The organism is Pseudomonas putida (genome assembly GCF_002025705.1).
Taxonomy (GTDB): domain Bacteria; phylum Pseudomonadota; class Gammaproteobacteria; order Pseudomonadales; family Pseudomonadaceae; genus Aquipseudomonas; species Aquipseudomonas putida_J.
Window position 1 is genome coordinate 4,967,593 of record NZ_CP018846.1, and the last position, 25,543, is coordinate 4,993,135.

Sequence of the window (25,543 nt, forward strand, 5' to 3'; positions counted from 1 at the left end):
GTGCCATCAGGCATGCGGTAGAAATCGGCAGCAGCATGATAGTTCAGCTTCTATTCACGTTTTTTTCACAACGCGAAACGCTGCACACTGTCAGAGCTTTGCCACAGCACAGGCAGGATTTGCTTCAACGCCAGCGGGTCGCCGCTGCTCCAGAAGCTTGCTTCGCGAGCCGGCCCGTCGGCCAGCAGCTCGCGCGCAGCCAGCAGGCGTTGCAACTGGCGCGCCACGGCTGCACCGGTATCGATGATGGCCACCTCGGCGGGCACCATCTCGGCCAGCAGTGGGCGCAGGAAGGGGTAATGGGTGCAGCCGAGGATCAGCGTGTCGCAGCCGGCGGCCAGCAGCGGCTGCACATAACCCAGCAGTAACTGGCGCAACTGCGGGCTCCCAAGGTCACCGGTTTCGATCAGCTCGACCAGCCCCGGGCAGGGCTGGGTGACCACTTGCACATCATTGGCGAAGCGGTCGAGCAAGGCGGCAAACTTGGCGCTTTGCAAGGTGCCTGTGGTGGCCAGCACACCGACCACACCCGAGCGGGTGGCAGCAGCAGCAGGCTTGACAGCCGGTTCCATGCCAACCAGTGGCCAGTCGGGGTACAACTCGCGCAGGTCGGCGACTGCAGCCACGGTCGCGGTGTTGCAGGCCAGGACCATCGCCTTGGCACCTTGCTGCTTGAAGAATTGCGCGATGCGCCGGCAGCGCTGGCGGATGTAGTCCGGGGACTTCTCGCCATAGGGCACATGGCCACAATCGGCCACGTAAAGCAGCGACTCGTTGGGCAGCAGGCGCTGGATCTCGGCAAGCACCGACAAGCCGCCGACCCCCGAGTCCATCACGCCGACCGGCGCCCAGCGCTCAGCCATCGCGCTTGCCGCACACGGCGCAGGCCGGGTCACGCTTGACCCGCAGCTCACGCAGGCGCGTGCCAAGGGCATCGATCAACAGCAGGCGGCCAACCAGTGGCTCGCCAAAGCCTGCCAGCAGCTTCATCGCCTCCAGTGCCTGCAAGCTGCCAACCAGGCCTACCAGCGGGCCGATCACGCCGGCTTCGCTGCAGGTCAGTTCGTCTTCGCTGCCGTGGCCGTACAGGCAGTGGTAGCAAGGGCTGTTGTCACGGCGCGGGTCGAATACCGACAGCTGGCCTTCCAGGCGGATCGCCGCGCCGCTAACCAGCGGTTTGCCAGCCGCGAAGCAGGCCGCGTTGACCGCCTCGCGCGTACCGAAGTTGTCGGAGCAGTCCAGCACCAGGTCGACCGCTGCCACGGCGGCGGCCAGGGAGTCTTCATCCAGTGCGTGGCGGTGGGCGACCAGGGTGATCTCAGGGTTGATCGCCTGCAGCCGCTGCAGCGCCGAATCGACCTTGCTCATGCCGACGCTGTCGCTGTCATGGATGACCTGGCGTTGCAGGTTGGTCAGGTCGACGGTGTCGAAGTCGGCCAGGTGCAGTTCACCCACACCAGCGGCCGCCAGGTACAACGCCACCGGCGAGCCAAGGCCACCAAGGCCGACGATCAATGCCTTGCTGTGCTTGAGCCGCAGCTGGCCGTCGATGTCCACCTGGGCCAGCAGGATCTGCCGGCTGTAACGCAACAGTTCCTGATCGGTCAGCATGGCAGGCGCCCCAGTGAAATACGCTCATGGCCACCCAGGTCCTTGCAGCTGGCCACCTCGGTGAAGCCTTGTGCGCTCAGCAGGGCACGCACATCGGCGGCCTGATCGTAACCGTGTTCGAGCAGCAACCAGCCCCCCGGCAGCAGATGCTGCGGCGCCTGGGCGACGATCACCCGCAGGTCATCCAGGCCATCGGTACCGGCCACCAGCGCGCTGCTGGGCTCGAAACGCACGTCACCTTCGACCAGGTGCGGGTCTTCGGCGCGGATGTACGGCGGGTTGCTGAGAATCAGGTCGAAGCGCTGCCCGGCCAGGCTGCCGAACCAGTGGCTGGCAAGCACCTGAACGTTATCCAGGCCCAGGCGCTGGCGATTGCGCTCGGCCAGGGCCACGGCTTCCTCGACGCGGTCCACGGCCGTCACTTGCCAGGCCGGGCAATCGCTGGCCAGGGCCAGGGCGATGGCGCCGGTGCCAGTACCCAGGTCGAGGACCTTGGCGGGCGATGCGGGCTGCAACTGCAGGGCCGTTTCGACCAGCAGTTCGGTATCCGGGCGTGGGATCAGCGTATGAGGCGCCACTTCCAGGTCGAGCTTCCAGAAGCCCTGCTGCCCCAGGATGTAGGCCACCGGCTCACCGCCACGGCGGCGCTGCAGGTAGCCGGCGTAGGTTTCGGCATCCTCGCTGCTGACAATGCGCTCGGGCCAGGTGTGCAGGAAGCTGCGCGACTTGCCGATGGCGGCAGCCAGCAGCAGTTCGGCGTCCAGGCGCTCGCTGGGCGAATCGGGGAGCTGCGCGTTGCGCAGGAGGCTGGCAATGATGGTCATCAGTCCCCCAGGGCAGCCAGTTGGTCGGCCTGGTATTCGGCCAGCAACGGTTCGATCACGGCCTCCACGCCACCGGCAAGGATGTCGTCGAGGGAGTACAGGGTCAGGTTGATGCGGTGATCGGTCACCCGCCCCTGTGGATAATTGTAGGTACGAATGCGTTCGGAGCGGTCACCGGAGCCGACCAGCAGCTTGCGCTCGCTGGCGATGGCGTTCTGCGCGGCGCTGGTCTGCATGTCGTTGAGCTTGGCCGACAGCCAGGACATGGCGCGGGCACGGTTCTTGTGCTGCGAACGCTCTTCCTGGCACTCGACCACGATGCCGGTAGGCAAGTGGGTGATGCGGATCGCCGAGTCGGTCTTGTTCACGTGCTGGCCGCCGGCGCCCGAGGCGCGGTAGGTATCGACGCGCAGGTCTGCCGGGTTGATCTCGATGGCCGCTTGCTCGTCGGGCTCGGGCAGCACAGCCACGGTGCAGGCCGAGGTATGGATACGGCCCTGGGATTCGGTTTCCGGCACCCGTTGAACACGGTGCGCACCGGACTCGAACTTGAGCTTGCCGTACACATTGTCGCCTTCGACTCGGGCAATGATCTCTTTGTAACCGCCGTGCTCGCCCTCGTTCTCGGAGAGGATCTCCAGGCGCCAGCCGCGCTTCTCGGCGTAGCGCGAGTACATGCGGAACAGGTCGCCGGAGAAGATCGCCGCCTCGTCGCCGCCAGTACCGGCGCGGATCTCGAGGAACACGTTGCGGCCATCGTTGGGGTCCTTGGGCAGCAGCATACGCTGAAGGTTGGACTCCAGTTCGACCAGCTGTTCCTTGGCTTCGCGCACTTCCTCCACGGCCATCTCGCGCAGGTCGGGGTCGGCGTCCTTGAGCAGCGCCTGGGCGCCTTCGAGATCGTCCTGCACCTTGCGCCACTCTTTATAGGCGGCGTACACCGGCTCGACTTCGGCATATTCGCGGGAATAGGCGCGGAAGCGGGTCTGGTCGGATATGACTTCGGCGTCACCAAGCAGCGCGGTGAGTTCCTCGAAGCGGTCCTGGAGAATCTCCAGTTTGTTCAGCAGCGACGCTTTCATTGCGGGGATTTGTCCGTCGAGCCCTCGTTGAGGGCAAAGAGTTCCTGGGCCATGGCCAGCGCATCGAGGCGGCCCTCGGCCGAGAGCTTTTTCAGCTGCACGCTGGGCGCATGCAGGAGTTTGTTGGTCAGGCCCCGGGCCAGTTGCGCCAGTACATCCTCGGGGTTGCCGCCATTGGCCAGCAAACGCTGAGCCTTTTGCAGTTCTTCGTCACGCAGGCGCTCGCTTTGCTGGCGGTAGGCACGCAGCACATCGACAGCGGCCAGTTCGCGCAGGCGCAGCATGAAGTCTTCGGCGCCCACCGAAACCAGCTCTTCGGCGGCCTGGGCCGCGCCCTGGCGGCTCTTGAGGTTTTCCGCGACCACTTCGTGCAGGTCATCGACGGTGTACAGGTAGACGTCGTCGAGTTCGCCCACTTGCGGCTCGATGTCGCGCGGCACGGCGATGTCGACCATGAAGATCGGTTTGTGCCGGCGCTGCTTGAGCGCGCTTTCCACCGCCCCCTTGCCAAGGATCGGCAGCTGGCTGGCGGTGGAACTGATGACTATATCGCTGTTGGCCAGTTCCTGCGGGATGTCGGCCAGCAGCACGGCATGGGCACCGAACTGCTCGGCAAGAATGCTCGCCCGCTCCAGGGTGCGGTTGGCCACGACGATGCGGCGCACGCCTTGTTCATGCAAGTGGCGGGCGACCAGGGTGATGGTTTCACCGGCACCGATCAACAGGGCCTGGCTGCGGCCCAGGTCGGTGAAGATCTGCTTGGCCAGGCTGACTGCGGCGAATGCCACGGACACCGGGTTTTCGCCGATCGCGGTGTCGGTACGCACCTGCTTGGCAGCACTGAAGGTGGCCTGGAACAGGCGCCCCAGCAGCGGGCCGATGGTGCCGGCCTCACGCGCCACGGCGTAGGCGGACTTCATCTGGCCGAGGATCTGCGGTTCGCCGAGCACCAGCGAGTCGAGCCCGGAGGCCACCCGCATCATGTGCTTCACCGCATCGTGCTCTTCGTGGATGTAGGCGCTGGCGCGCAGCTCATCCAGGCTCAGCCGGTGATATTCGGCCAGCCATTGCAGAACGGCGTCGGCGGACAGGTGGTCCTGCTCTATATAAAGCTCGCTACGGTTGCAGGTCGACAGGATCGCCGCCTCACGGCTGGCGGTCAGTCGGCAGAGCTGCTGCAGGGCGTCGACCAGCTGCTCTGGGGTAAACGCCACGCGCTCGCGTACGTCTACCGAGGCAGTCTTATGGTTGATACCAAGTGCAAGAAAGGCCATGCAAGGTCGCTGGTTGTGACGGGAAGCCGATAATTGTCCTCTTTCGCAGGTTTTAGAACAACCACCGTTCGCTATTGTCGTGATAGGCCGCGCCGACCCGGCCCCGGGGAGCCCCGGTCCAAGGCCGAGGCAAGCACGAAACCTGTGGGAGCGGGCTTGCCCGCGAAGAGGCCGGAGCAGGTCAAACCAATTTCTCGTGAGTCCCCCTCCCTCACCAGTCTGCTCGCCCCGAGCGATTGCACTGCTGGCGGGTAATATTTCCTACAAAAACACCTTTCAATGAAATCTTTCGACATATTCACAGCGGAGTTATCCACAATCCTGTAGTCCATTTCCCAAATACTGCCCTCTCTATTGCCTTCCCAGATATCAGTGCCTAGCCTTGCCAATCACTGACCGGGCCAAGTTCCCCGTCAGCACTTCAGACCCTGAATAAATTGCCAAGGAGAGGTAAGCATGGCATTTGATGCATATATAAAAATCGACGAAATTTCAGGTGAAGCCCTGGATGAAAAATATAATAAATGGATTGAGGTTACCGGCTACGACTTCGGCGTAAGTCAAAGCACCTCAGCCACTGCAAGCTCCGCCGGTGGTGCCACCTCAGGCCGCACCGCCGTCAGCAACTTCAGATTCACCAAGTTTCTCGACAGTGCCAGTTGCAAACTGATGGAGGCCAGTTGTGCGGGCCTGCATCTGAAAGAAGTGAAACTCGCGTTGTGCCGTGCAGGCGGCGACAAGCTCAAGTATTACGAGGTCATTCTCGAAGAAGTGATCATTGCCGACTACACACAGAGCGCTGCCGATGGTGTGCCGATCGAGGTAGTGCAACTCGATTACGGCCGAATAAAGACTACCTATACTCAACAGAAACGCATCGACGGCTCTGGCGGCGGTAACATCGCTGGCGGCTGGGACCGGATCAGCAACAAGAAATACGCGTGAGGATAACGCCATGACCGAAGCCCGCGCGTTCATCAACCCCAAAATGCAGAACTACCACACACTCAAGGCCGGCCTTGCGCTCAGTGGGCATTCGGCCAGCAAGTTCGACATTCTGAATGCTCACATCTACAACAATGTGGTCAGGAGCGGCGAACTGGTCATTGTTGGCGACTGGTCGACGCCTTCGTGTACCAGCCAGGAGGCGTATCTGATGGCAAAGGCTGCCAGGACGCATATGGGACTGATGCGTAGCGGGCAAGGTGCCGACGAGTTCTTTCTGGAGAATTTCGAGTTGCTCAAAAGTCTGCTTACCCATGCCGCTACAGGCGCAGGCGTGGTCAGCGATGGCTGGAGCAGGCACCTGAAGGCTATTCAGGGCACGTTGCTGGAAATTGAAAAGCTGTATCAGGAGCATATGAGTTCAGGGACGCTCAAGGCTCGCGATCAGTTTTATGCCAGGCGCGCGGCGCTGTTCGCCAGGCTGGATGAGCAGTTGAGTAAAATGGCAGCGTTTGGTGCCGGCTTGCGAAACAAAGGGTCGATCAAAAGAACCCTTGGCCTTTCCACGAAAAGCTATTTGAACGCTGGTGAAATTGCAGGGTATGCCGATAAGGTCGCAGGTGTCGGCAAGGCTGCCAACCTGATAAAAAAAGGAACGTACATTGGAATTGCGCTGGAAGTCGCGAGCACAGGCCTGTCAATCAAAAAAGCATGCACAGAAGGGAGAGAGGAAGAGTGCAGAAGAGCCAAAATTGTCGAGAGTAGTTCCTTGGCAGGTAGCGTAGGTGGAGGCGTGATTGGTGCATATGCAGGCAACATGTTTGGCGTAGCAGCTTGCGGCGTGGTTCTCGGAATCGCATCGGGTGGGCCGGGCGCGTTCGCTTGCGGCGTAGCGGGCGGAGCCTTTGGGGGGATGCTAATCGGGGAGATTGGAAGCCGTGGAGGAGAAATCATGGGTGATTTATTTTACGAGCGAGTGATGAATTGACTACAGCTCATGAAATTTTGGGAGTGGTATTCGCCATACTCATCACCGCGATATTCGTCTCCATGTCGATAACGTTTTATTTATCCCATCGCCTGACTGAAAAAATAGAATCGCAGCTAACCCACTGCAAATTGATCTGCGACAACAAAAAAATATACGCCGGGCTTGGATTTATGGGAAAAGTCTTTCGATTCGGAACAATATCTTTAGTATTGGTTTTCCCTGAGGCCTATGCGCGCAGAGGCCTCGTAGACATCAGGGAAATTGATCAACTGCCAGGCCACACAAAAAAGTTACTTAGCAGACTCGTAACTGTGTGCCTGGCGCTATTTTTTGCACTTCTATTATTTAGGGCATGCCTCTATCTCGCTGACCATCTTCAAAGCCTTTGAATCCATCGTAGAGCCCCGACATCGGGACCGAACCTAACCCCCCACTCCGTTGTCCGACGCTTGCACCACCAAGCTGTAAACCACGACCTTCGCAGGTGGGTTTGCCCCCGCGCTTGTGTCATCATGCTCCGACCGCCGGTTAGTCTTTTTAAGCCTCTCTATGAACAGACCCTACGCATTGCTGCTTGCCTTCGCCCTGCTCCAGGGCTGCCAGAGCCTGGCCCCGCAAAAGGCCGAGCCTCCCGCCGCCGAGGCCGAGGCGAAGAAGCCCGAGGTGTATGGGTCGTTCACGCAAGACACCCTTTATAGCCTGCTGGTGGCCGAGCTGGCCGGCCAGCGCAACCGCTTCGACATCGCCCTGGCCAACTACGCCGACCAGGCCGAGAAGACCCAGGACCCGGGCGTCTCCGAGCGCGCCTACCGCATTGCCGAGTACCTCGGCGCCGACGAGCCGGCCCTCGACAGCGCCCTGATCTGGGCCAAGAACGACCCGGAGAACCTCGACGCCCAGCGCGCCGCCGCCATCCAGCTGGCCCGAGCCGGTCGCTACGACGACTCCATGACCTATATGGAGAAGGTGTTGCAGGGCCAGGGTGACACCCACTTCGACTTCCTCGCCCTGTCGGCCGCCGAAACCGACCAGAGCACCCGCGACGGTCTGATGCAGAGCTTTGACCGCCTGCTGGTCAAATACCCGGACAACAGCCAGCTGGTGTTCGGCAAGGCATTGCTGCTGAACCAGGACGGCAAGTCCCAGGAAGCCCTCGACCTGCTCGAGGCCCACCCGGCGCAGAATGGCGAAATCGCCCCGATCCTGCTGCGCGCCCGCCTGCTCCAGGCCCTGGACCGCGGCCCGGAAGCGCTGCCGCTGCTGCGCGGGGCGATCCGTGACAACCCGGACGACAAGCGCCTGCGCCTGACCTACGCACGCACCCTGGTCGAACAGGACCGCATGGCCGATGCCAAGGCTGAATTCCTCAGCCTGGTTCAGCAGTACCCGGATGACGATGAGTCGCGTTACTCCCTGGCCCTGGTGTGCCTGGAGATGAAAGACTGGGACGAAGCCGAGGTCTACCTGCGCGAGCTGATCGAGCGCGACAGCAACGTCGACGCCGCCCACCTGAACCTGGGCCGCATCGCCGAAGAACGCCACGACCCGGCAGGTGCCCTGCGCGAATATGCCTTGGTCGGCACTGGCCCGGACTACCTGCCGGCCCAATTGCGCCAGGCTGACATCCTCATTGCCAACGGCCGCGGCACCGAAGCATCGCGCCTGCTCGCCGAGGCCCGCGAAACGCAGCCGGACCTGGCCGTGCAGCTGTACCTGATCGAATCGGAAAGCTACAGCAACAACAACAAGGACGCCCAGGCTGACCAGGTGCTGCAGCAAGCCCTCAAGCATTACCCGGACGACCTCAACCTGCTTTATACCCGCGCCATGCTGGCCGAAAAGCGCGATGACCTGCCGCTGATGGAAAAGGACCTGCGCGCCATCATCGCTCGCGAGCCCGAAAATGCCATGGCGCTGAACGCCCTCGGCTACACCCTGGCCGATCGCACCACCCGCTACAGCGAAGCCAAGGTCCTGATCGACAAAGCCCACCAGCTGACCCCGGACGACCCGGCAGTGCTCGACAGCATGGGCTGGATCAACTACCGGCTGGGCAACCTCGCCGAGGCTGAAAACTACCTGCGCCAAGCCTTTGCCCGCTTCCCCGACCATGAAGTGGCCGCCCACCTGGGCGAAGTCCTGTGGGCCAACGGCAAGCGCCGCGAGGCCCGACAAGTCTGGGCCAAGGGCTTCGAAGCCCAGGCCGACAGCCCTATCCTGCGCAAGACCCTCCTGCGCCTGACCGGATCCGAGACTCTTTAACGCCATGTTCCTGCGCCATTGCATTACCTTCACCCTGATCGCCCTGCTGGCCGGTTGCGCCAGCTTCGGGAGCCGCGAAGCCCTGCAGGGCCATGGCGACCCGCAGCAGTGGCGCGCCCATAAAGAGCAGTTGAGCAGCCTCGACGGCTGGCAGATCAACGGCAAGGTCGGCATCCGTGCCCCGCGCGACTCCGGCAGCGGCACGCTGTTCTGGCTGCAACGCCAGGACTATTACGACATCCGCCTGGCCGGCCCGCTCGGCCGCGGCGCTGCTCGCCTGACCGGCCGCCCCGGTGGCGTGGTGCTGGAAGTGGCCAACCAGGGCCGCTATGAAGCCGCCAGCCCCGAAGCCCTGCTGGAAGAACAGCTCGGCTGGCAACTGCCGGTCTCGCACCTGGTCTGGTGGGTGCGCGGCCTGCCCGCCCCCGACAGCAAGAGCAAGCTGACCCTGGACGGCGACAGCCGCCTGGCCAGCCTCGAGCAGGACGGCTGGCAGGTGCAGTACCTGAGCTACACCGAGCAGAACGGCTACTGGTTACCCGAACGCCTGAAGCTGCACGGCAAGGATCTCGATGTGACCCTGGTGGTCAAGGACTGGCAGCCGCGCCAGCTGGGGCACTGACCCCATGTACACGCTCACCCTGCCCGCCCCGGCCAAGCTCAACCTGTGGCTGCACATCATCGGCCGCCGCCCCGACGGCTACCACGAGCTGGAAACCGTGTTCCAGTTTCTCGACCATGGCGACGAACTGAGCTTCGCCCTGCGCGAAGACGGCGTGATCCGCCTGCACACCGAAATCGAAGCGGTGCCCCACGACAGCAACCTGATCGTGCGCGCCGCGCGTAAATTGCAGGAACAGTCCGGCACGCAACTGGGCGCCGATATCTGGCTGACCAAGGTGCTGCCCATGGGTGGTGGCATCGGCGGCGGCAGCTCCGATGCGGCGACCACCCTGCTGGCACTGGCGCACCTGTGGCAGCTGGACTGGGACGAAGACCGCCTGGCCGCGCTGGGCCTGAGCCTGGGTGCCGACGTGCCGGTGTTCGTCCGTGGCCACGCGGCATTTGCCCAGGGTGTGGGCGAGCAACTGACCCCGGTCGACCCCGAGGAACCATGGTATGTCGTGCTGGTGCCGCAAGTGTCTGTCAGCACAGTAGAAATTTTTTCACATCCACAGTTGACACGTGATTCGCTCCCCCTTAAGATGCGCCCCGTTCCCGAGGGAAACAGTCGAAATGACTGCCAACCGGTGGTAGAGCAGAGTTACCCAGAAGTTCGCAACGCGCTGAATTCATTGGGTAAATTCACAGAGGCTCGGCTTACCGGTACTGGAAGTTGTGTGTTTGGGGCCTTCCCAAGCAAAGCCGAAGCTGATAAAGTTCTGGCCCTTCTTTCAGTGACCCAAACAGGGTTTGTGGCGAAAGGAAGCAATGTTTCGATGTTGCATCGCAAGCTGCAAAGTCTGGTCAAGAAGTCGAGCACATAAGTGTTCGCAGCAACAGATACAGGGGCGTCGCCAAGCGGTAAGGCAGCAGGTTTTGATCCTGCCATGCGTTGGTTCGAATCCAGCCGCCCCTGCCATTTTCCTTATACTCATCCAGGTATACCCTCAGCCTTCAGGTACTGCGCGTGTCCAAGATGATGGTCTTTACGGGGAACGCTAACCCCGATCTGGCTCGGCGTGTCGTACGTCAGCTGCATATCCCTCTCGGTGATGTCTCTGTCGGTAAATTCTCCGACGGTGAGATCAGTACTGAGATCAATGAAAATGTCCGCGGTAAAGACGTCTTCATTATTCAGCCGACCTGTGCCCCGACCAACGATAACCTGATGGAACTGGTAGTGATGGCCGATGCCTTCCGCCGCTCCTCAGCATCCCGAATCACCGCCGTGATTCCCTACTTCGGATATGCCCGCCAGGACCGCCGTCCGCGTTCGGCACGTGTAGCCATCAGCGCCAAAGTCGTTGCTGACATGCTCACTGTCGTGGGTATCGACCGTGTTCTCACCGTCGACCTGCACGCTGACCAGATCCAAGGCTTCTTCGATATTCCAGTCGACAACATCTACGGCTCGCCCGTACTGGTCGACGACATCGAAGACCAGCGTTTCGAGAACCTGATGATCGTTTCCCCGGACATCGGTGGCGTTGTGCGCGCACGCGCCGTTGCCAAGTCCCTGGGCGTCGATCTCGGTATCATCGACAAACGCCGCGAAAAGGCTAACCACTCCGAGGTTATGCACATCATCGGCGACGTCGAAGGGCGCACCTGCATCCTGGTAGACGACATGGTCGACACCGCCGGCACCCTGTGCCACGCGGCCAAAGCCCTGAAAGAACACGGCGCTGCCAAGGTTTACGCCTACTGCACGCACCCTGTCCTGTCGGGCCGTGCGATCGAGAACATCGAGAAGTCGGTACTGGACGAGCTGGTAGTGACCAACACCGTTCCGCTGTCCGCCGCTGCTCAAGCCTGTGACCGTATCCGCCAGCTGGATATCGCACCGGTTGTCGCTGAAGCGGTCCGCCGCATCAGCAACGAAGAATCGATCAGCGCGATGTTCCGCTAAGCGGAACGCGTGTTGATGTGAAGCGCCCCGCCCCAGCATTTGTTGGGGCGGGGCTTTTTTGCCATCCCCGTCTGGCGCTGGTCGCAAACGCCTTTCGGGAGGCTATTTTGGAGAAGCAAAATGACTGATTTCATCCTGAACGCCCAAGCGCGTACTGACCTGGGGAAAGGTGCGAGCCGCCGCCTGCGTCACTCCGCCAGCATCCCAGCCGTTGTATACGGTGGCGATAAAGAAGCCCAATCCCTGACCATCGTGGCCAAGGAAATCGCCAAGCTGTTCGAAAACGAAGCTGCCTTCAGCCACGTTATCGAGCTGAACGTCGACGGCGCCAAGCAGAACGTCGTGGTCAAGGCCATGCAGCGTCACCCAGCCAAAGGCTTCATCATGCACGCTGACTTCGTTCGCGTCGTTGCTGGCCAGAAGCTGACCGCCAAGGTTCCAGTTCACTTCGTTGGCGAAGAAGCTCCGATCAAGAAAGGCGGCGAAATCTCGCACGTTGTTTCCGAGATCGAAGTTTCCTGCGAAGCCAAAGACCTGCCTGAGTTCATCGAAGTCGACCTGGCCAACGCTGAAATCGGCGCCATCATCCACCTGTCGGACCTGAAAGCTCCGAAAGGCGTAGAGTTCGTAGCTCTGGCCCACGGTGATGACAAAGCTGTTGCCAACGTTCACGCTCCACGCGTTGCTCCAGAAGCAGAAGGCGCTGCCGAGTAATCCACTCGCGCGCCGGTGTTGATCGGGTTACAGTGCGCCCCGCGCCCTGTAACCCACCAACTCCAAGGAAGAGCCCCTGACGTGACCGCCATCCAGTTGATCGTTGGCCTGGGTAACCCCGGCCCCGAATACGAACAGACCCGGCATAACGCAGGGGCTCTTTTCGTTGAACGCATTGCCAGCGCCCAGCGTGTATCGCTGACCGCTGACAAAAAATATTTCGGCCTGACGGCTAAGTTCAGCCATCAGGGCAACGACGTTCGTTTGTTGATCCCCACCACCTACATGAACCGTAGCGGCCAGGCCGTGGCGGCATTGGCCAATTTCTTCCGCATCAAGCCGGAAGCGATTTTGGTGGCACACGACGAACTCGACCTGCCTCCGGGCGTTGCCAAGCTCAAGCGCGGCGGCGGCCATGGGGGGCACAACGGCCTGCGCGACATCATCGCGCAGCTCGGCAACCAGAACGACTTCCACCGCCTGCGGCTTGGCATCGGCCACCCGGGTGACGCCAAACTGGTCTCCAACTTCGTCCTGGGCCGCGCGCCGCGCGCCGAGCAGGAGAAGCTCGACGCCAGCATCGATTTTGCCCTCGGCGTGCTGCCGGACGTACTGGCCGGCGACTTCGCCAAGGCCATGCGCGAGCTGCACAGCCAGAAGGCCTGATTTCCTAGAGAGGGGAATACCCATGGGTTTCAATTGCGGCATCGTCGGCCTGCCCAACGTCGGCAAGTCCACCCTGTTCAACGCCCTGACCAAGTCTGGCATCGCGGCGGAGAACTTCCCTTTCTGCACCATCGAGCCGAACAGCGGCATCGTGCCGATGCCCGATGCGCGCCTGGCGGCGCTGGCGGAAATCGTCAAGCCTAACCGCATCCTGCCGACCACCATGGAATTCGTCGACATCGCAGGCCTGGTGGCCGGTGCGTCGAAAGGCGAAGGCCTGGGCAACAAGTTCCTCGCCAACATCCGCGAGACCGACGCCATCGCCCACGTGGTGCGCTGCTTCGAAGACGAGAACGTGATCCACGTTTCCAACAGCGTCGACCCCAAACGTGACATCGAGATCATCGACCTTGAGCTGATCTTCGCCGACCTCGACAGCTGCGAGAAGCAACTGCAGAAGGTTGCCCGCAACGCCAAGGGCGGCGACAAGGACGCCCTGGCGCAGAAGGCGATCCTGGAAAAACTGATTCCGCACTTCACCGAAGGCAAGCCTGCGCGCAGCCTGATGAAGAATATGGCAGACGACGAAAAGGCCGTCATCCGTGGCTTCCACCTGCTGACCAGCAAGCCGGTGATGTACATCGCCAACGTCGCCGAAGACGGCTTCGAAAATAACCCGCACCTGGACGTGGTCAAGGCCATCGCCGAGGAAGAAGGCGCGGTCGTGGTGCCGGTGTGCAACAAGATCGAAGCAGAAATCGCCGAGCTGGATGACGGCGAAGAGAAGGACATGTTCCTCGAGGCCCTGGGCCTGGAAGAGCCTGGCCTGAACCGCGTGATCCGTGCCGGTTACGAGCTGCTCAACCTGCAGACCTACTTCACTGCCGGCGTGCAGGAAGTCCGCGCCTGGACCGTACGCGTTGGCGCCACCGCCCCGCAGGCAGCCGGCGTTATCCACACCGACTTCGAAAAAGGCTTCATCCGCGCTGAAGTGGTGGCCTATGACGACTTCATCCAGTTCAAGGGTGAAGGCGGTGCCAAGGAAGCCGGTAAATGGCGCCTGGAAGGCAAGGACTACATCGTCAAAGACGGTGATGTGATGCACTTCCGCTTCAACGTCTAAGCGGCAGTTCACAGTACTGACAAACCCCTTGATGCCTATGGCTTCAAGGGGTTTTGTTTTATGGGGCACACATGCCTTTCCACAATCTCTGGCATCAATGCCAGGTGATCTCCCCCGCCTCCCGGCTCAGTACCAAATCTGCCAACGCCCTCCCCATCTGCACGTTATGCACGCTATTCACCAGCATGCCGATGCCCGGCTCGCCAGCATTGCCGCAGATGTACTCGTCGAGGGTGTCTTCAATTCCGCGTAACAACTGAATGACATAGAGCAATGCCTCGGGTGAAGGCATGTCTTTGTTGATGGTGTAGAACGGCTGGGATGTAACTTTGGTGGGTGGTTCTGGAACAAGTTTTTTCATGATTTCTCTCTCGTTTGTTTGCATGGGCTGCCTTCCCTTTCCCTCTCACAGGATTAGGTGGCAGCTGTACGCGGGGTGAGAGACCGGCCAAACAAGAGCGAAAACCGGCCAGGCACGGGGCCTGCCCGCGCACAGCTACCATGACGGCAATCTCTTGCTTGTGAGCGGGCTCTCACACCCGGTCGTCAAACCACGACGACCCGGGGAAATTAGCCCTGATGCTCATCATCGACAACAGAGAAACGGCAGCGGCGTGCGTAGGATAATTCCCAAGCTATCTTCAACAGAAGCATTTGGTTTCAAGTTCGGAATTGTCTTACACCTGAGGGATTGCCGGGGCTGCTTTGCAGCCCTTTCGCGACACAAGGCCGCTCCTACAAGGGAACGCGATCGCCTGTAGGAGCGGCCTTGTGTCGCGAAAGGGCCGCAAAGCGGCCCCCGACTCCGGAGCCTACCCCATGCACGAACGCCCGCCCCGCCAACGCTTCGACTGGCAACGCTGGCTCCCCGGCCTGGCCACCCTGCTGCACTACCAGCCCGCCTGGCTGCCCAAGGACATCGCGGCCGGCCTGGTGCTCACCACCATGCTGGTGCCAGTCGGCATCGCCTACGCCGAAGCGTCCGGGGTACCGGGCATCTATGGCCTGTATGCCACCATCATTCCGCTGCTGGCCTATGCCCTGTTTGGCCCCAGCCGCATCCTGGTACTCGGCCCGGACTCGGCGCTGGCCGCACCCATCCTGGCAGTCGTGGTGCAATACGCCGCCAGCGACCCACAGCGCGCGATTGCCATTGCCAGCCTGATGGCCCTGGTGGCCGGCGCCTTCTGCGTGATCGCCGGGCTGCTGCGCCTGGGCTTCATCACCGAGCTGTTGTCCAAACCGATCCGCTACGGCTACATGAACGGCATCGCCCTCACTGTGCTGATCAGCCAGCTGCCCAAGCTGTTCGGCCTCAAGGTCGACAGCCAGGGGCCCTTGCGTGACCTCTGGCACCTTGGCCAGGCACTGTTCGCAGGCAATGGGCACTGGCCAAGCTTCATCGTCGGGGCCAGCAGCCTGGTGCTGATCATGCTGCTCAAACCCTTCAAGCGTATCCCCGGCATCCTGATCGCCGTGGTGCTGGCAACCTTGGCGGTGAGCCTGTTCAACCTCGACCAGATGGGCGTCAAAGTGCTCGGCCAGCTGCCCCAGGGTCTGCCCAGCTTCGCCTTGCCGTGGGTCACCGACATCGACCTGGTCGAAGTGGTACTGGGCGGGATCGCCGTGGCGCTGGTGTCGTTCGCCGACACCAGTGTGCTGTCACGCTCCTATGCCGCGCGGCTGAAAACACCCGTCAACCCCAACCAGGAGATGTTCGGCCTGGGTGTGGCCAACCTGGCCTCCGGCTTGTTCCAGGGCATCCCGATCAGCAGCAGCTCGTCGCGCACGCCGGTGGCCGAGGCGGCCGGCTCGAAAACCCAATTGACCGGCATCATTGGCGCGCTGGCGGTGACCCTGTTGCTGCTGGTCGCCCCCAACCTGATGCAGCACCTGCCCAACAGCGCACTGGCTGCTGTAGTGATCGCTGCGGCCCTGGGGCTGTTCGAGTTCGCCGACCTCAAGCGCATCTTCCGCATGCAGCAATGGGAGTTCTGGCTGTCGTTCACCTGCTTCGTCGGTGTCGCGGTGTTCGGCGCCATCCCGGGTATCTGCATTGCCGTGGCAGTGTCGGTGATCGAATTCCTGTGGGATGGCTGGCGCCCGCATTACGCGGTACTCGGGCGGGTCGACGGTACCCGTGGTTACCATGACGTGAAACGTTATCCACAGGCGCGGCGGATTCCTGGGCTGGTGCTGCTGCGCTGGGATGCGCCGCTGTTCTTCGCCAATGCCGAGCAGTTCCAGGGCACGGTGCTGGCCGCGGTGGATGAATCACCGACTCCAGTGCAGCGGCTGGTGATTGCGGCAGAACCGGTCACCAGCATCGATATCACATCGGCGGACATGCTCGCCGAGCTGGATCGGGCGCTGGAGGCGCGTGGCGTGGAGCTGCAGTTTGCCGAAATGAAGGACCCGGTGAAGGACAAGATGAAGCGCTTCGAGCTGTTCGAGCCTTTGGGCGAGAAGGCATTTCACCCCACAGTCGGTGCTGCGGTGGATGCCTATCTGGCGGATACCGGGGTTGACTGGAAGCCTTGAGTTGCCTGTACCGGCCTCTTCGCGGGCAAGCCCGCTCCCACAGGGTTAGGGTGACCCCATGGGCGACGCTGTACCCGCGAAAGGGCCGGTGCAGGAGTGCTATGCAGCCCGAACCCGACCCCGGTCGATCCAGATCAGCATGGCGCTGGCATACAGCGACACCGCCACGAACAGTGCCATACGCACGGCAAAGGCCTTGTACACATCCTGCCCGCCGGCACTGTCCTGCACCGACTGCCCGAGCAGGATCAGCATGGTCGTCAGGCAGCTCACCCAATACGCCGGGCTTTGCTTAGTGTCCACTGCACGGTAGAGCCTGCGCGCCTGCCAGAGGACGAACAGCAGCACCCAGAGGAAGAACATCCACAGGTGCACGAACAGGCTCAACGCCCCCCACAACAGCATCGCCAGCACCCCGGCCAGCAAGGTCGAGCCAATCAGTTCACGGCTGGCATGCCGCGCCCGCGTCTCCCCCGCCTGCTGCCCCAGGCTCACCGCCTTCATGATCAGCGGCATGAACTGGTCCGGGGCGATTAGCGCCAGCAGGAACGCCGGCATGACGATGAGCGTGGCGCGCAGGGCAACCCAACCGACATCCGCACTGTCGGGCAGAGGTGGCGAAGGCTGTACCGGCGCGCCGGCAGGTTCCGGAAACAGCACATGGGCCAGCGCCGTGCCCAGCACCGCCAGCAGCATGCCCTTGGCCAGGGCCTCGACCACCGACAGCGCCAGGCTGAAATCGCTGGTGCCGGCTGCCGCGATCATGGTCAGGCCGATCACCAGCAGGTTGGCCAGCAGGCCATTGCCGCCCTTGAGCGCATAGCGCAAGACCACGAACACCCCCACGCCGACCAGCAATACCCCGCTCACCGGGGCATGGCGCAATAGAGGAATCAGCAGCAGGCCGCTGCCGCAGCAAAGCAACACCAGAATCGCCAGTGCAGGCGCCGCCTTGACCGGCAGCGGCTGGCTGCGCATGGCCAGCAGCAGCACCGCGAACACCGGCGCCAGGATCGGCACCGGCAGGCCCAGGCCGAAACTGCTCGCCAGGCACAGCGCCACGCCCCAGGCCAGGCGCAGCGCGCGCAGGCGACGCAGCTCAATAGGCATACGACAGCCAGCTCATCAGCCACATGAACACGCGGCCCAGCAGGTTCAACGGGTTGCCTTCGCTGGGCAGGGCCATGACTTCGGCCTGGCCACCCACGCGCAAGCCGGAGGTGTCGGCCAGCTGATCACGCTCGAGTTCGACGATCACCGGGAAGCGCTGCGCCGAGCGCAGCCAGTCGCGGCTGTTCTGCACGGTCGGCAGGCTGCCTGGCGGCGCGGGCTGGCCGACGCTCACGCCATAGCCGATGCTGCGAACCTGCCCTTTCAGCACGGTGCCGGGCATGGCGTCGAGCACCACCAGCACCGGCGCACCGGGGCGCAGGCGGCCGAGGTTGTTCTCGGTCATGTCGGCACTTATCCACACGTCGTGGATGGTGATCAGGGTCATCATCGGGCTGCCAGCACCCACGTAGTGGCCCACGTCGGTGCGCAGATCGGTAATCAAGCCGTTGGCATCGGCGCGCACCACGGTACGCGCCAGGTCCAGGCGGGCCTTTTCCACGTTGGCTGCCGCGCTGCGCAACTGCGCGTTGTCGGCATCGGCACCGCCCTGCTGTTCGCGGGCCCGTACCACTTCGGCGCGGGCGGCCGCCACCTGGCTGATGGCCTGATCACGGGTGGCCTGCGCCCCTTCCAGGCGGCGGACCGATACCGTGCCCGGGTCTTCGTCGATCAGCCGCTTGAGCCGCTCGGCATCCTGGCGCGCCTTGCGTTCGTGGGCCTGGGCTGCCACCAGCGCGGCCTGGGCCGAGTCGATGCCTGCGGTACTGGCGCCGATCTGCCGGCGCACGGTATCCAGGTCGGCTTCGGCGCGGGCCAGGGCGATGCGGTACTGCTCCTGATCGAGCTCGAACAGCACATCGCCCTGGCGCACTTCCTGGTTGTTGCCCACGGCCACGCGCTTGATCTGCCCGGCCACTTCGGCGGCCACCGGCACCACGTAGGCCTGTAGCCGGGCTTGTTGGGTGTAAGGCGTGAAACGGTCAGCCAGCAGGTACCAGACCAGGCTGACGACGATCAGGATCAACACCCAGCGCATGCCGCGGTCGGGGGCTGACGGCGTGTCTGCGGCGTCACTCATTTCGGCTCACCTTGTGCGGGGTCGGCGGGGGCTGGCTCGTCGAGCAGGTCGCCCCAATCGGTTCGGTTTTGCATCTGCTGGCGGGTGGCGCGGTCGATCGGTTTGCGCTGGTTGTCCCAGCCTCCGCCCAGCGCCTTGTACAAGCTCACCAGGCTGCTCACCGCATTGCCACGGCTGACCAGGTAACCGTCCTGCTGCTGCAACAGCAGCTGCTGGGCGTCGAGCACACGCTGGAAGTCGGCAAAGCCCTCCTGGTACTGCGAACTGGCCAGGGTCAGCGAACGCTGGGCAGCCTGCGAAGCATCCTGTCGAATGCTGGCGCTCTGCAGCGAACGCACCAGGCCGCTGGCAGCGTCGTCGGCCTCGTGTGCGGCTTCGCGCACGCTTTGCTGATACAGCTCGATCAATTGCTGCAGGCGGGCGTCCTCGACCCGCACGGCGTTCTTGCGCCGGCCGTAGTCGAACGGGTTCCAGATCAGGCTCGGCCCGGCAGCCAGGTCGAAGGTGTTGGGCAGGTGATTGGCCGACAAGAACGTCCAGCCGATGCTGCCAAGCAGGCTCAGCTGTGGATAAAGGTCTGCCTCGGCCACACCTACCAGCGCCGATTGCGCCGCCACTGCCTGCTCGGCGGCGCGGATGTCCGGGCGCCGTTGCAACAGGCTGGCGGGCACGTCCTGCAACACCGCGCGGTCCGGCAGCGGCAACTGCCCGTGGCGCGCCGCAAGCTCGGGCAGCGGCCCCGGCGGCCTGCCGAGCAGCGAGCAGAGCACGTTGCGCAAGGCATTGAGCTGGTTCTCGAACTCGGGGATGGTGGCCAGGGTCGCCAGGTACTGGGTACGCGCCTGTTGCCAGTCGAGTTCGTCGTTCTCGCCGTGACGGAACAGCCGCTCGGTGATCTCCAGGCTGCGCGCCTGGCGCTTGGCGTTGTCTTGCGCAATATCCAGCCGCGCCTCAGCCGTGCGCAGGGCGAAGTAGGTATCAGCCACCTGCGCACGCAGCAGCAGCATGGCATCGGCGTAGTTGGCCTGGGAGGCGAAGTAGACCGCATCGGCGCTTTCGATGGCGCGGCTGAAACGGCCCCAGAAGTCGATTTCCCAGCCGATGTCGAAGCCTGCACTGGATTGCCAGAACACCGAGTCTCGGGCAGTGGAGGTGCCAGACTGGTCCTGCTTCAGGTACAGACTCTGCGCACGCAGCTGCTGCAGCTGTGGATAACGCCCGGTCTGCACGATGGCCAGCTGCGCCCTGGCCTCGGCGATGCGCAGGCCGGCCACGCGCAGGTTGGTGTTGTTGGCATCGGCTTCGGCGATCAGCCCTTCGAGCGTCGGGTCGGCAAAGATCAGCCACCACTGGCGCAGGTCCGGTACCGGCGCAGAGCGCCCGGCCTGCTCCAGCAGTGGCGTGCTCCAGCTGTCCAGCCATGGCTCCTGAGGCTTCTTGAAGTCCGGGCCGACCTGGGTGCAGCCGGCCAGGACCATCAGCAACCCCAGGCCATAGCAACGATTGGGCATGGCGGGCCCTGGCTCAGGTGGCAGGTGGTGCCGGCTGCTCCGGCACCTGCAGCGCGACCCATTGCCAGAACAGCACGTAGGTCACGCCGAGGATCACCGGGCCGATGAACAGCCCAATGATGCCCTTGACCACCATGCCCCCCAACGCCCCGATCAGCACCACCGGCATCGGCACATCCACCCCGCGTCCCAGCAGCAGTGGCTTGAGCACGTTGTCGGCAAGCCCGGCGACGAAGGTGTAGATGGCGAAGACGATGGTCGCCACCGTGAAGCCCTCGACATTGAACACGTAGATGATCACCGGCACCGTGACCAAGGTCGCCGGGGCCTGGGCTATCCCCAGCATGAGGATGACGATGGCCAGCATGCCGGCACCTGGCACACCCTTGACCACGAAACCGACACCGATCAGCAGCATCTGGATGAAGGCGATGCCGATCACCCCTTGGGCAACGGCGCGAATGGTCGCGGTGCACAGCCTTGCAAGCGGTTTGCCCCGTTCTTCGCCGGAGACCCGCATGGCGATGCGCTGCGCGGCGACCTCGCCACGCTCACCAAACGCCATGATGATGCCCGAGACGATGATCGCCCCGACAAACAGCAGGAACGCACCACCGGCACTGGCCGCAGCGCCCAGCACGGTGCGCCCGGCGCCCTTCAGCTGGGGCATCCACTGGTTGAGCACATGTGCCATGTTTTCCGAGGCCGATAGCCACAGCGCATAGACCTTGGGCCCGATCAGTGGCCAGGCCGCCACCGACTCGGGGGGGGCCGGCACACTCCAGGCGCCGCTCTTGAGCAAGGTCACCATGCTGTCCACCGACTCACCAATGGACATCACCACCAGGTAGATCGGTACCAGCAATACGATCAGCACCAACAGCACCACCAGGGTTGCCGCATAGCCGTCCTTGATGCCGGCGCCGCGCTTGATCCGCAAGTACAACGGATACAGCGTCACCGCCAGAATCACCGACCACAGCATCAGTTCCAGGAACGGCTGGAAAACCTGGAAGGAGAAAACCACCAAGGCGGCCACCAGGCCCGCCTTGATCAGCACGTCGAGCAGGCCCCGCGACAGGGCGCTGTCCAGCTTCAAACCCGGCTGCATGCTTCACCTCCGAACGTTAGGTGCGCCCTCATGGCGCTAATCGGTGCCTGCTCCAGGTGTCGGCTGCGGGCTGTTGCCATCTCTCATTTGCCGCGCCAGTGCCATCATCACCAATGGCACCACTGCCATCGACAGGGTGATGGCAAGCACCAGCAGGTCATGCACCTGCTGGGTCAGTACCTGATGCCCCAGCGCCAGCTTGAACACCACGAAGGCAAATTCACCGCCGGACGCCAGCACCACCGCCAGGCACAGTGCCTGGGCATGGTTGAGGCCGCCCACCGTACGCCCGAGCACCAACAGCAGCGGCAGCTTGACCACCACCAGCAGCAGCGTCAGCCCCAGTACGATCAAGGGCATGCCGAACAGCAACTGCAAGTCGGCGCTCATGCCGACACCAACGAAAAACAGCCCGAGGAGCAGGCCCTTGATCGGTTCGATCTGGGTTTCCAGTTCATGCCGAAAGGGCGAATCGGCCATCAGCACACCGGCAAGGAAAGCCCCCAGTGCCATGGACACCCCCACATGCTCCATCAACCAGGCGGTGCCCAGCACCACCAGCAAGGCCGTGGCGGTAGAGAGCTCGGGCAAGCCCGAGCCGACTGTCCATTTGAAAACCGGGGTCAACAGATAGCGGCCAAAGACAATTACCACACCAATACCGCCCGCCACTGCCAGCAGCGGCCAGGAGCCTTCGTCGGCGGTGCTCACATCGCCACCGAGCAACGGCACCACGGCAATCAGCGGAATGGCGGCAATGTCCTGGAACAACAGGATGGCGATGGCCAGGCGACCGTGCGGCTTGCCCAGGTCCTTGCGCTCGGCCAGCACCTGCAGGCCAAAGGCCGTCGATGACAGCGCCAGCCCCAGGCCAAGCACGATGGCCGCCGCTTTTGACTGGCCAAACAGAAAGTAAGCCAACAGGCCCAGTACCACGGCAGTCAGCCCCACCTGCAACGAGCCCACGCCGAACAGCGCCCTGCGCATGGTCCACAGCCGCCGTGGCGACAGCTCCAGGCCGATGACGAACAGCAGCATGACCACGCCCATTTCCGACAGGCGGGCGACGTTGTCGGGGTTGCCCAGCAGGCCCAGCACCGACGGCCCGATCAGGATGCCAGCCAGCAGATAGCCGGGCACCGCGCCCATTTTCAAACGTTGCGCCAGTGGTACCAGAAGCACCACGGCCAGCAGGAACACTACCGTGGCCTGCAGCAGGCTGCCGTCATGAGGCATAAGTTCGCACCCTTGCTACGCACTGCCGAAAGGGATCAGAAGCGTTCTTCGATCACTTTGAAGGGATAGGCCACAGCCTTGTATTTGCCGATCTTGCCGCGCTTGGGCAGCTTCACTACCTGTTCGCGGGTGATGTCCTTGTAGGGGATGCGCGACAGCATGTGGCTGACGATATTCAGCCGGGCGCGCCGCTTGTCGTTGGAATGCGCCATGAACCACGGTGCCCAGGACGAATCCGAGGCGGCGAACATGTCGTCGCGGGCGCGGGTGTAGTCATCCCAGCGGGTATATGACTTGAGGTCCATGGGCGACAGCTTCCACAGTTTGCGCCCGTCGCTGATACGGTCTTGCAGGCGCTTGGTCTGCTCTTCGGCGCTGACTTCCAGCCAGTACTTGATGAGGATGATCCCCGACTCGACCATCATCTTCTCGAACAGCGGCACCACGGCGAGGAACTTGGCGCTCTGCTCTTCGCTGCAGAAGCCCATCACCCGCTCGACACCGGCGCGGTTGTACCAGCTGCGGTCGAAGATCACCACTTCGCCCGCGGCGGGCAGGTGGCGCAGGTAGCGTTGCACGTACATCTGGGTCTTTTCCCGCTCGGTCGGTGCCGGCAATGCCACTACCCGGAACACCCGCGGGCTGACCCGCTCGGTGATGGCCTTGATGGTGCCGCCCTTGCCGGCACCATCGCGGCCCTCGAACACGACGCAGACCTTCAGGCCCTTGGCCACGACCCACTCCTGCAACTTCACGAGCTCCACGTGCAGCTTCCTGAGCTCTTGCTCATACGTTTTGCCGCCCAGTTTTTCTGGCTGCTCTTTCGAATCCTTCTTCTTGGACGGCTTGGCCATGGCGCTCTCCTGAGGGCGAATGAAGAGTCAGTATGGTCGATCCATGACAATTTGCCGTTTCGCCTGTTAGGCAAATTGCCGCGCCCCGTCCCCCTTACTTCGCCAGCTTGTTGTAGCTGGTCATCAGGTTGCGATAGTCCGGAATGTGGTTGGAGAACAGCGTGCCCAAGCCTTCGATATCGTTGCGCCAGTCACGGTGCAGCTCGCAGGCCACGCCAAACCAGGTCATCAGCTGGGCACCGGCTGCCTCCATGCGCCGCCAGGCCGAATCACGGGTCAGTTCGTTGAAGGTGCCGGAGGCGTCGGTGACCACGAACACCTCGAAGCCCTCCTCCAGCGCAGACAACGCCGGGAAGGCCACGCAGACCTCGGTCACCACGCCGGCGATGAGCAGTTGTTTCTTGCCGGTGGCCTTCACCGCCTTCACGAAGTCCTCGTTGTCCCAGGCGTTGATGTTGCCAGGGCGAGCGATGTAGGGGGCGTCGGGGAACTGCTCCTTGAGCTCGGGTACCAGCGGGCCGTTGGGGCCGGTCTCGAAGCTGGTGGTGAGGATGGTCGGCAGCTTGAAGTATTTGGCCAGGTCAGAGAGGGCCAGGACGTTGTTCTTGAAACGGTCCGGGTCGATGTCGCGGACCAGTGAAAGCAGGCCGGTCTGGTGGTCGACCAGCAGGACGGCGGCGTTGTTCTTGTCCAGTCGCTTGTATTGGAAGGCCATGCCGAATCTCCTTGCAACAAAGGTTGGGAGCTTCAGCGTAGGCAAGTATCAGGGGCGGATGGGACCGTCAGTCGGTTTGGCTGGGCAAGCCTGTGCTGGCCTTTTCGCGGGTAAACCCGCTCCCACAGGAGTTTCACCGGGCTTGAGTATGGTGCAGTACTTGTGGGAGCGGGTTTACCCGCGAAGAGGCCAGCACAGGCTCAATACTCGCGCCGCTTGCTGAACGCCCAGCGCCCCGCCAGGAAGGTGAAGGTCGCCACCAGCGCCACCAGCAGCCAGAAGCCGTTCGGGTCGTCCGAGAGCGGCACACCGCCGACGTTCATGCCGAAGAAGCCGGCGATGATGTTGATCGGTAGCGCCAACACGGTGACCACGGTCAGGGTGAACAGGGTGCGGTTGGTCTGTTCGTTGAGCTTGGCGGCGATTTCTTCCTGCAGCAGCTTGATCCGCTCACCCAGGGCGGTCAGGTCGCTGATCACCAGGGTGAACTCCTCGGTGGCCGCACGCAGCTGACGCATGTCCTGCTCCTGCAGCCACTCGGGCGGGCGGTTGAGCAGGCGCAGCAAGGCGCCGGGTTCGAGGGCCAGCAGGCGCTGCAGGCGCACCAGCACCCGGCGCATGCTGCTCAGCTCGGCGCGGTTGTCGCTCAGGCGCTGGGACAGCAGCTGGTCTTCGATGCGGTCGACGCTGGTGGTGGTCTCACGGACGATCTGGGTCAGCAGGTCGCCCTGGTCACGCAGCAGGTGCACCAGCAACTCGATCGGTGAATGGAAGCGCTCGCCCTGCTTCACCGACGAGCGCAGCTTGTCTACCGAATGCAACGGCTGCAGCCGCGCACTCACCAGCAGCCGGCTGCTGGCGCAGGCCCACAAGGTAGACACATCCGACGACACCAGGCCGAAGTTGAACACCACGTCGTTGACCACTGCCAGCAGGGTCGAATCGGCGTGTTCGATGCGCGTCGAGCGCGAGCCTTCGCGCAAGGTTTCGAAGAAGGCGTCCGGCAGCGCCAGGTGCGAACGCAGCCAGCGCTCGCAGGCGGCGTGGGCGAGGTTCAGGTGCAACCAGAGGAATTCGTCCGGGTCTTGCGGCTCGCTGAGCTTGCGCAATACCTGGGCCGAGTCAAGCTCGCGGCCAGGCTGGCCGGGATGGAACGAGAAGCCGTACAGCAGGCCGAACAGGTCGTGTTCCTGCTGGGGATATAGCGCGTGATGGCCCATTCGAACTCGCAATGAGGCAGTGGGGCGAAGACTGAAAGGGTGCGCGCTGCAGATTGCAGTTCAATGACAGTAATTCCAGGTGCGAGGGCCCTTCGAGTCA

At 62.9% G+C, this 25,543-nt stretch carries 24 protein-coding genes and 1 tRNA gene; 11 read left to right on the plus strand and 14 right to left on the minus strand.

Annotation, left to right across the window (positions count from 1 at the left end; all coding sequences use genetic code 11):
* Positions 1-65: 65 nt before the first annotated feature.
* Genes murI through hemA form a run of 5 tightly spaced genes read right to left on the minus strand, consistent with a single transcriptional unit; the run spans position 66 to position 4,791 of the window.
* On the minus strand, positions 66-863 hold the full coding sequence (gene murI / locus BUQ73_RS22535) for a glutamate racemase (RefSeq protein ID WP_079229746.1): 798 nt from the start codon (positions 861-863) through the stop codon (positions 66-68).
* A complete protein-coding gene (locus BUQ73_RS22540; protein WP_027918308.1) occupies positions 856-1,611 on the minus strand; it encodes a molybdopterin-synthase adenylyltransferase MoeB in 756 nt (251 codons plus the stop codon). The genes murI and BUQ73_RS22540 overlap by 8 nt, the downstream gene beginning before the upstream one ends.
* Positions 1,605-2,435, minus strand: a complete 831-nt coding sequence (prmC, locus tag BUQ73_RS22545; RefSeq protein WP_079229747.1) for a peptide chain release factor N(5)-glutamine methyltransferase — start codon at positions 2,433-2,435, stop codon at positions 1,605-1,607. Before prmC ends, BUQ73_RS22540 begins: the two co-directional genes overlap by 7 nt.
* Complete coding sequence (gene prfA, locus BUQ73_RS22550) at positions 2,435-3,517, minus strand: peptide chain release factor 1 (protein WP_027918306.1); 1,083 nt, start codon at positions 3,515-3,517, stop codon at positions 2,435-2,437. Before prfA ends, prmC begins: the two co-directional genes overlap by 1 nt.
* Positions 3,514-4,791, minus strand: a complete 1,278-nt coding sequence (gene hemA / locus BUQ73_RS22555) for a glutamyl-tRNA reductase (protein WP_079229748.1) — start codon at positions 4,789-4,791, stop codon at positions 3,514-3,516. Before hemA ends, prfA begins: the two co-directional genes overlap by 4 nt.
* Positions 4,792-5,247: 456 nt before the next feature.
* Here hemA and BUQ73_RS22560 point away from each other — a divergent pair, with 456 nt between their 5' ends.
* From BUQ73_RS22560 to ychF, 10 genes are all read left to right on the plus strand, one after another.
* Positions 5,248-5,736 (plus strand): Hcp family type VI secretion system effector, encoded by a 489-nt coding sequence (locus BUQ73_RS22560; protein ID WP_079229749.1) that lies wholly within the window; start codon positions 5,248-5,250, stop codon positions 5,734-5,736.
* Between the two features lie 10 nt (positions 5,737-5,746).
* Complete coding sequence (locus tag BUQ73_RS22565; protein WP_079229750.1) at positions 5,747-6,724, plus strand: hypothetical protein; 978 nt, start codon at positions 5,747-5,749, stop codon at positions 6,722-6,724.
* Positions 6,725-7,276: 552 nt separating this feature from the next.
* Positions 7,277-8,989: a tetratricopeptide repeat protein gene (locus BUQ73_RS22570; protein ID WP_079229751.1), complete on the plus strand. Its 1,713-nt coding sequence runs from the start codon at positions 7,277-7,279 to the stop codon at positions 8,987-8,989.
* 4 nt (positions 8,990-8,993) lie between these two features.
* A complete protein-coding gene (lolB, locus tag BUQ73_RS22575; RefSeq protein WP_079229752.1) occupies positions 8,994-9,611 on the plus strand; it encodes a lipoprotein insertase outer membrane protein LolB in 618 nt (205 codons plus the stop codon).
* A gap of 4 nt (positions 9,612-9,615) precedes the next feature.
* A complete protein-coding gene (ispE, locus tag BUQ73_RS22580; RefSeq protein WP_079229753.1) occupies positions 9,616-10,476 on the plus strand; it encodes a 4-(cytidine 5'-diphospho)-2-C-methyl-D-erythritol kinase in 861 nt (286 codons plus the stop codon).
* A 20-nt stretch (positions 10,477-10,496) separates the two neighbouring features.
* Positions 10,497-10,571, plus strand: a tRNA-Gln gene (locus tag BUQ73_RS22585).
* Positions 10,572-10,619: 48 nt separating this feature from the next.
* Positions 10,620-11,561, plus strand: coding sequence for a ribose-phosphate pyrophosphokinase (locus tag BUQ73_RS22590; RefSeq protein ID WP_003247410.1), 942 nt, complete (start codon positions 10,620-10,622; stop codon positions 11,559-11,561).
* A gap of 120 nt (positions 11,562-11,681) precedes the next feature.
* Entirely contained in the window at positions 11,682-12,275 is a 594-nt protein-coding gene (locus BUQ73_RS22595) for a 50S ribosomal protein L25/general stress protein Ctc (protein WP_079229754.1), read from the plus strand.
* A gap of 81 nt (positions 12,276-12,356) precedes the next feature.
* Entirely contained in the window at positions 12,357-12,941 is a 585-nt protein-coding gene (pth, locus tag BUQ73_RS22600; protein WP_009686183.1) for an aminoacyl-tRNA hydrolase, read from the plus strand.
* 22 nt (positions 12,942-12,963) lie between these two features.
* Positions 12,964-14,064, plus strand: coding sequence for a redox-regulated ATPase YchF (gene ychF, locus BUQ73_RS22605; RefSeq protein ID WP_027918298.1), 1,101 nt, complete (start codon positions 12,964-12,966; stop codon positions 14,062-14,064).
* Between the two features lie 94 nt (positions 14,065-14,158).
* Here the strand turns inward: ychF and BUQ73_RS22610 are convergent, their stop codons facing one another.
* Complete coding sequence (locus BUQ73_RS22610) at positions 14,159-14,425, minus strand: hypothetical protein (protein ID WP_079230610.1); 267 nt, start codon at positions 14,423-14,425, stop codon at positions 14,159-14,161.
* A 458-nt stretch (positions 14,426-14,883) separates the two neighbouring features.
* On the opposite strand from BUQ73_RS22610, the gene BUQ73_RS22615 reads away from it, so the two are divergent.
* Positions 14,884-16,605 carry a SulP family inorganic anion transporter gene (locus BUQ73_RS22615; RefSeq protein WP_079229755.1) on the plus strand — a complete coding sequence of 574 codons (1,722 nt, stop codon included), beginning with the start codon at positions 14,884-14,886 and terminating at the stop codon, positions 16,603-16,605.
* A 99-nt stretch (positions 16,606-16,704) separates the two neighbouring features.
* On the opposite strand, the gene BUQ73_RS22620 is transcribed toward BUQ73_RS22615, so the two are convergent.
* From BUQ73_RS22620 to BUQ73_RS22655, 8 genes are all read right to left on the minus strand, one after another.
* On the minus strand, positions 16,705-17,715 hold the full coding sequence (locus BUQ73_RS22620; protein WP_079229756.1) for a DUF2955 domain-containing protein: 1,011 nt from the start codon (positions 17,713-17,715) through the stop codon (positions 16,705-16,707).
* Positions 17,705-18,796, minus strand: coding sequence for an HlyD family secretion protein (locus BUQ73_RS22625; protein WP_079229757.1), 1,092 nt, complete (start codon positions 18,794-18,796; stop codon positions 17,705-17,707). The genes BUQ73_RS22620 and BUQ73_RS22625 overlap by 11 nt, the downstream gene beginning before the upstream one ends.
* On the minus strand, positions 18,793-20,307 hold the full coding sequence (locus BUQ73_RS22630) for an efflux transporter outer membrane subunit (protein WP_079229758.1): 1,515 nt from the start codon (positions 20,305-20,307) through the stop codon (positions 18,793-18,795). Before BUQ73_RS22630 ends, BUQ73_RS22625 begins: the two co-directional genes overlap by 4 nt.
* A gap of 13 nt (positions 20,308-20,320) precedes the next feature.
* Positions 20,321-21,418: an AI-2E family transporter gene (locus tag BUQ73_RS22635; protein WP_079229759.1), complete on the minus strand. Its 1,098-nt coding sequence runs from the start codon at positions 21,416-21,418 to the stop codon at positions 20,321-20,323.
* Between the two features lie 36 nt (positions 21,419-21,454).
* The gene (locus BUQ73_RS22640) at positions 21,455-22,654 is read right to left on the minus strand and encodes a monovalent cation:proton antiporter-2 (CPA2) family protein (RefSeq protein ID WP_079229760.1); all 1,200 of its coding nucleotides are present in this window, start codon (positions 22,652-22,654) and stop codon (positions 21,455-21,457) included.
* A gap of 35 nt (positions 22,655-22,689) precedes the next feature.
* Complete coding sequence (gene ppk2, locus BUQ73_RS22645; RefSeq protein WP_079229761.1) at positions 22,690-23,508, minus strand: polyphosphate kinase 2; 819 nt, start codon at positions 23,506-23,508, stop codon at positions 22,690-22,692.
* Between the two features lie 94 nt (positions 23,509-23,602).
* A complete protein-coding gene (gene ycaC / locus BUQ73_RS22650) occupies positions 23,603-24,223 on the minus strand; it encodes an isochorismate family cysteine hydrolase YcaC (protein WP_010951959.1) in 621 nt (206 codons plus the stop codon).
* Positions 24,224-24,423: 200 nt separating this feature from the next.
* Positions 24,424-25,443, minus strand: coding sequence for a transporter (locus BUQ73_RS22655; RefSeq protein ID WP_079229762.1), 1,020 nt, complete (start codon positions 25,441-25,443; stop codon positions 24,424-24,426).
* Between the last annotated feature and the right edge of the window lie 100 nt (positions 25,444-25,543).

Bases quoted from the DNA above. Each gene is read 5' to 3' on its own strand.
- BUQ73_RS22630 (WP_079229758.1), bottom strand. From the start codon at position 20,307: ATGCCCAATCGTTGCTATGGCCTGGGGTTGCTGATGGTCCTGGCCGGC.
- lolB (WP_079229752.1), top strand. From the start codon at position 8,994: ATGTTCCTGCGCCATTGCATTACCTTCACCCTGATCGCCCTGCTGGCC.
- BUQ73_RS22570 (WP_079229751.1), top strand. From the start codon at position 7,277: ATGAACAGACCCTACGCATTGCTGCTTGCCTTCGCCCTGCTCCAGGGC.
- BUQ73_RS22655 (WP_079229762.1), bottom strand. From the start codon at position 25,443: ATGGGCCATCACGCGCTATATCCCCAGCAGGAACACGACCTGTTCGGC.
- prfA (WP_027918306.1), bottom strand. From the start codon at position 3,517: ATGAAAGCGTCGCTGCTGAACAAACTGGAGATTCTCCAGGACCGCTTC.
- BUQ73_RS22620 (WP_079229756.1), bottom strand. From the start codon at position 17,715: ATGCCTATTGAGCTGCGTCGCCTGCGCGCGCTGCGCCTGGCCTGGGGC.
- BUQ73_RS22610 (WP_079230610.1), bottom strand. From the start codon at position 14,425: ATGAAAAAACTTGTTCCAGAACCACCCACCAAAGTTACATCCCAGCCG.
- prmC (WP_079229747.1), bottom strand. From the start codon at position 2,435: ATGACCATCATTGCCAGCCTCCTGCGCAACGCGCAGCTCCCCGATTCG.
- BUQ73_RS22640 (WP_079229760.1), bottom strand. From the start codon at position 22,654: ATGCCTCATGACGGCAGCCTGCTGCAGGCCACGGTAGTGTTCCTGCTG.
- BUQ73_RS22595 (WP_079229754.1), top strand. From the start codon at position 11,682: ATGACTGATTTCATCCTGAACGCCCAAGCGCGTACTGACCTGGGGAAA.
- BUQ73_RS22565 (WP_079229750.1), top strand. From the start codon at position 5,747: ATGACCGAAGCCCGCGCGTTCATCAACCCCAAAATGCAGAACTACCAC.
- ispE (WP_079229753.1), top strand. From the start codon at position 9,616: ATGTACACGCTCACCCTGCCCGCCCCGGCCAAGCTCAACCTGTGGCTG.
- BUQ73_RS22540 (WP_027918308.1), bottom strand. From the start codon at position 1,611: ATGCTGACCGATCAGGAACTGTTGCGTTACAGCCGGCAGATCCTGCTG.
- hemA (WP_079229748.1), bottom strand. From the start codon at position 4,791: ATGGCCTTTCTTGCACTTGGTATCAACCATAAGACTGCCTCGGTAGAC.
- BUQ73_RS22615 (WP_079229755.1), top strand. From the start codon at position 14,884: ATGCACGAACGCCCGCCCCGCCAACGCTTCGACTGGCAACGCTGGCTC.
- BUQ73_RS22560 (WP_079229749.1), top strand. From the start codon at position 5,248: ATGGCATTTGATGCATATATAAAAATCGACGAAATTTCAGGTGAAGCC.
- ppk2 (WP_079229761.1), bottom strand. From the start codon at position 23,508: ATGGCCAAGCCGTCCAAGAAGAAGGATTCGAAAGAGCAGCCAGAAAAA.
- BUQ73_RS22625 (WP_079229757.1), bottom strand. From the start codon at position 18,796: ATGAGTGACGCCGCAGACACGCCGTCAGCCCCCGACCGCGGCATGCGC.
- ycaC (WP_010951959.1), bottom strand. From the start codon at position 24,223: ATGGCCTTCCAATACAAGCGACTGGACAAGAACAACGCCGCCGTCCTG.
- BUQ73_RS22635 (WP_079229759.1), bottom strand. From the start codon at position 21,418: ATGCAGCCGGGTTTGAAGCTGGACAGCGCCCTGTCGCGGGGCCTGCTC.
- ychF (WP_027918298.1), top strand. From the start codon at position 12,964: ATGGGTTTCAATTGCGGCATCGTCGGCCTGCCCAACGTCGGCAAGTCC.
- murI (WP_079229746.1), bottom strand. From the start codon at position 863: ATGGCTGAGCGCTGGGCGCCGGTCGGCGTGATGGACTCGGGGGTCGGC.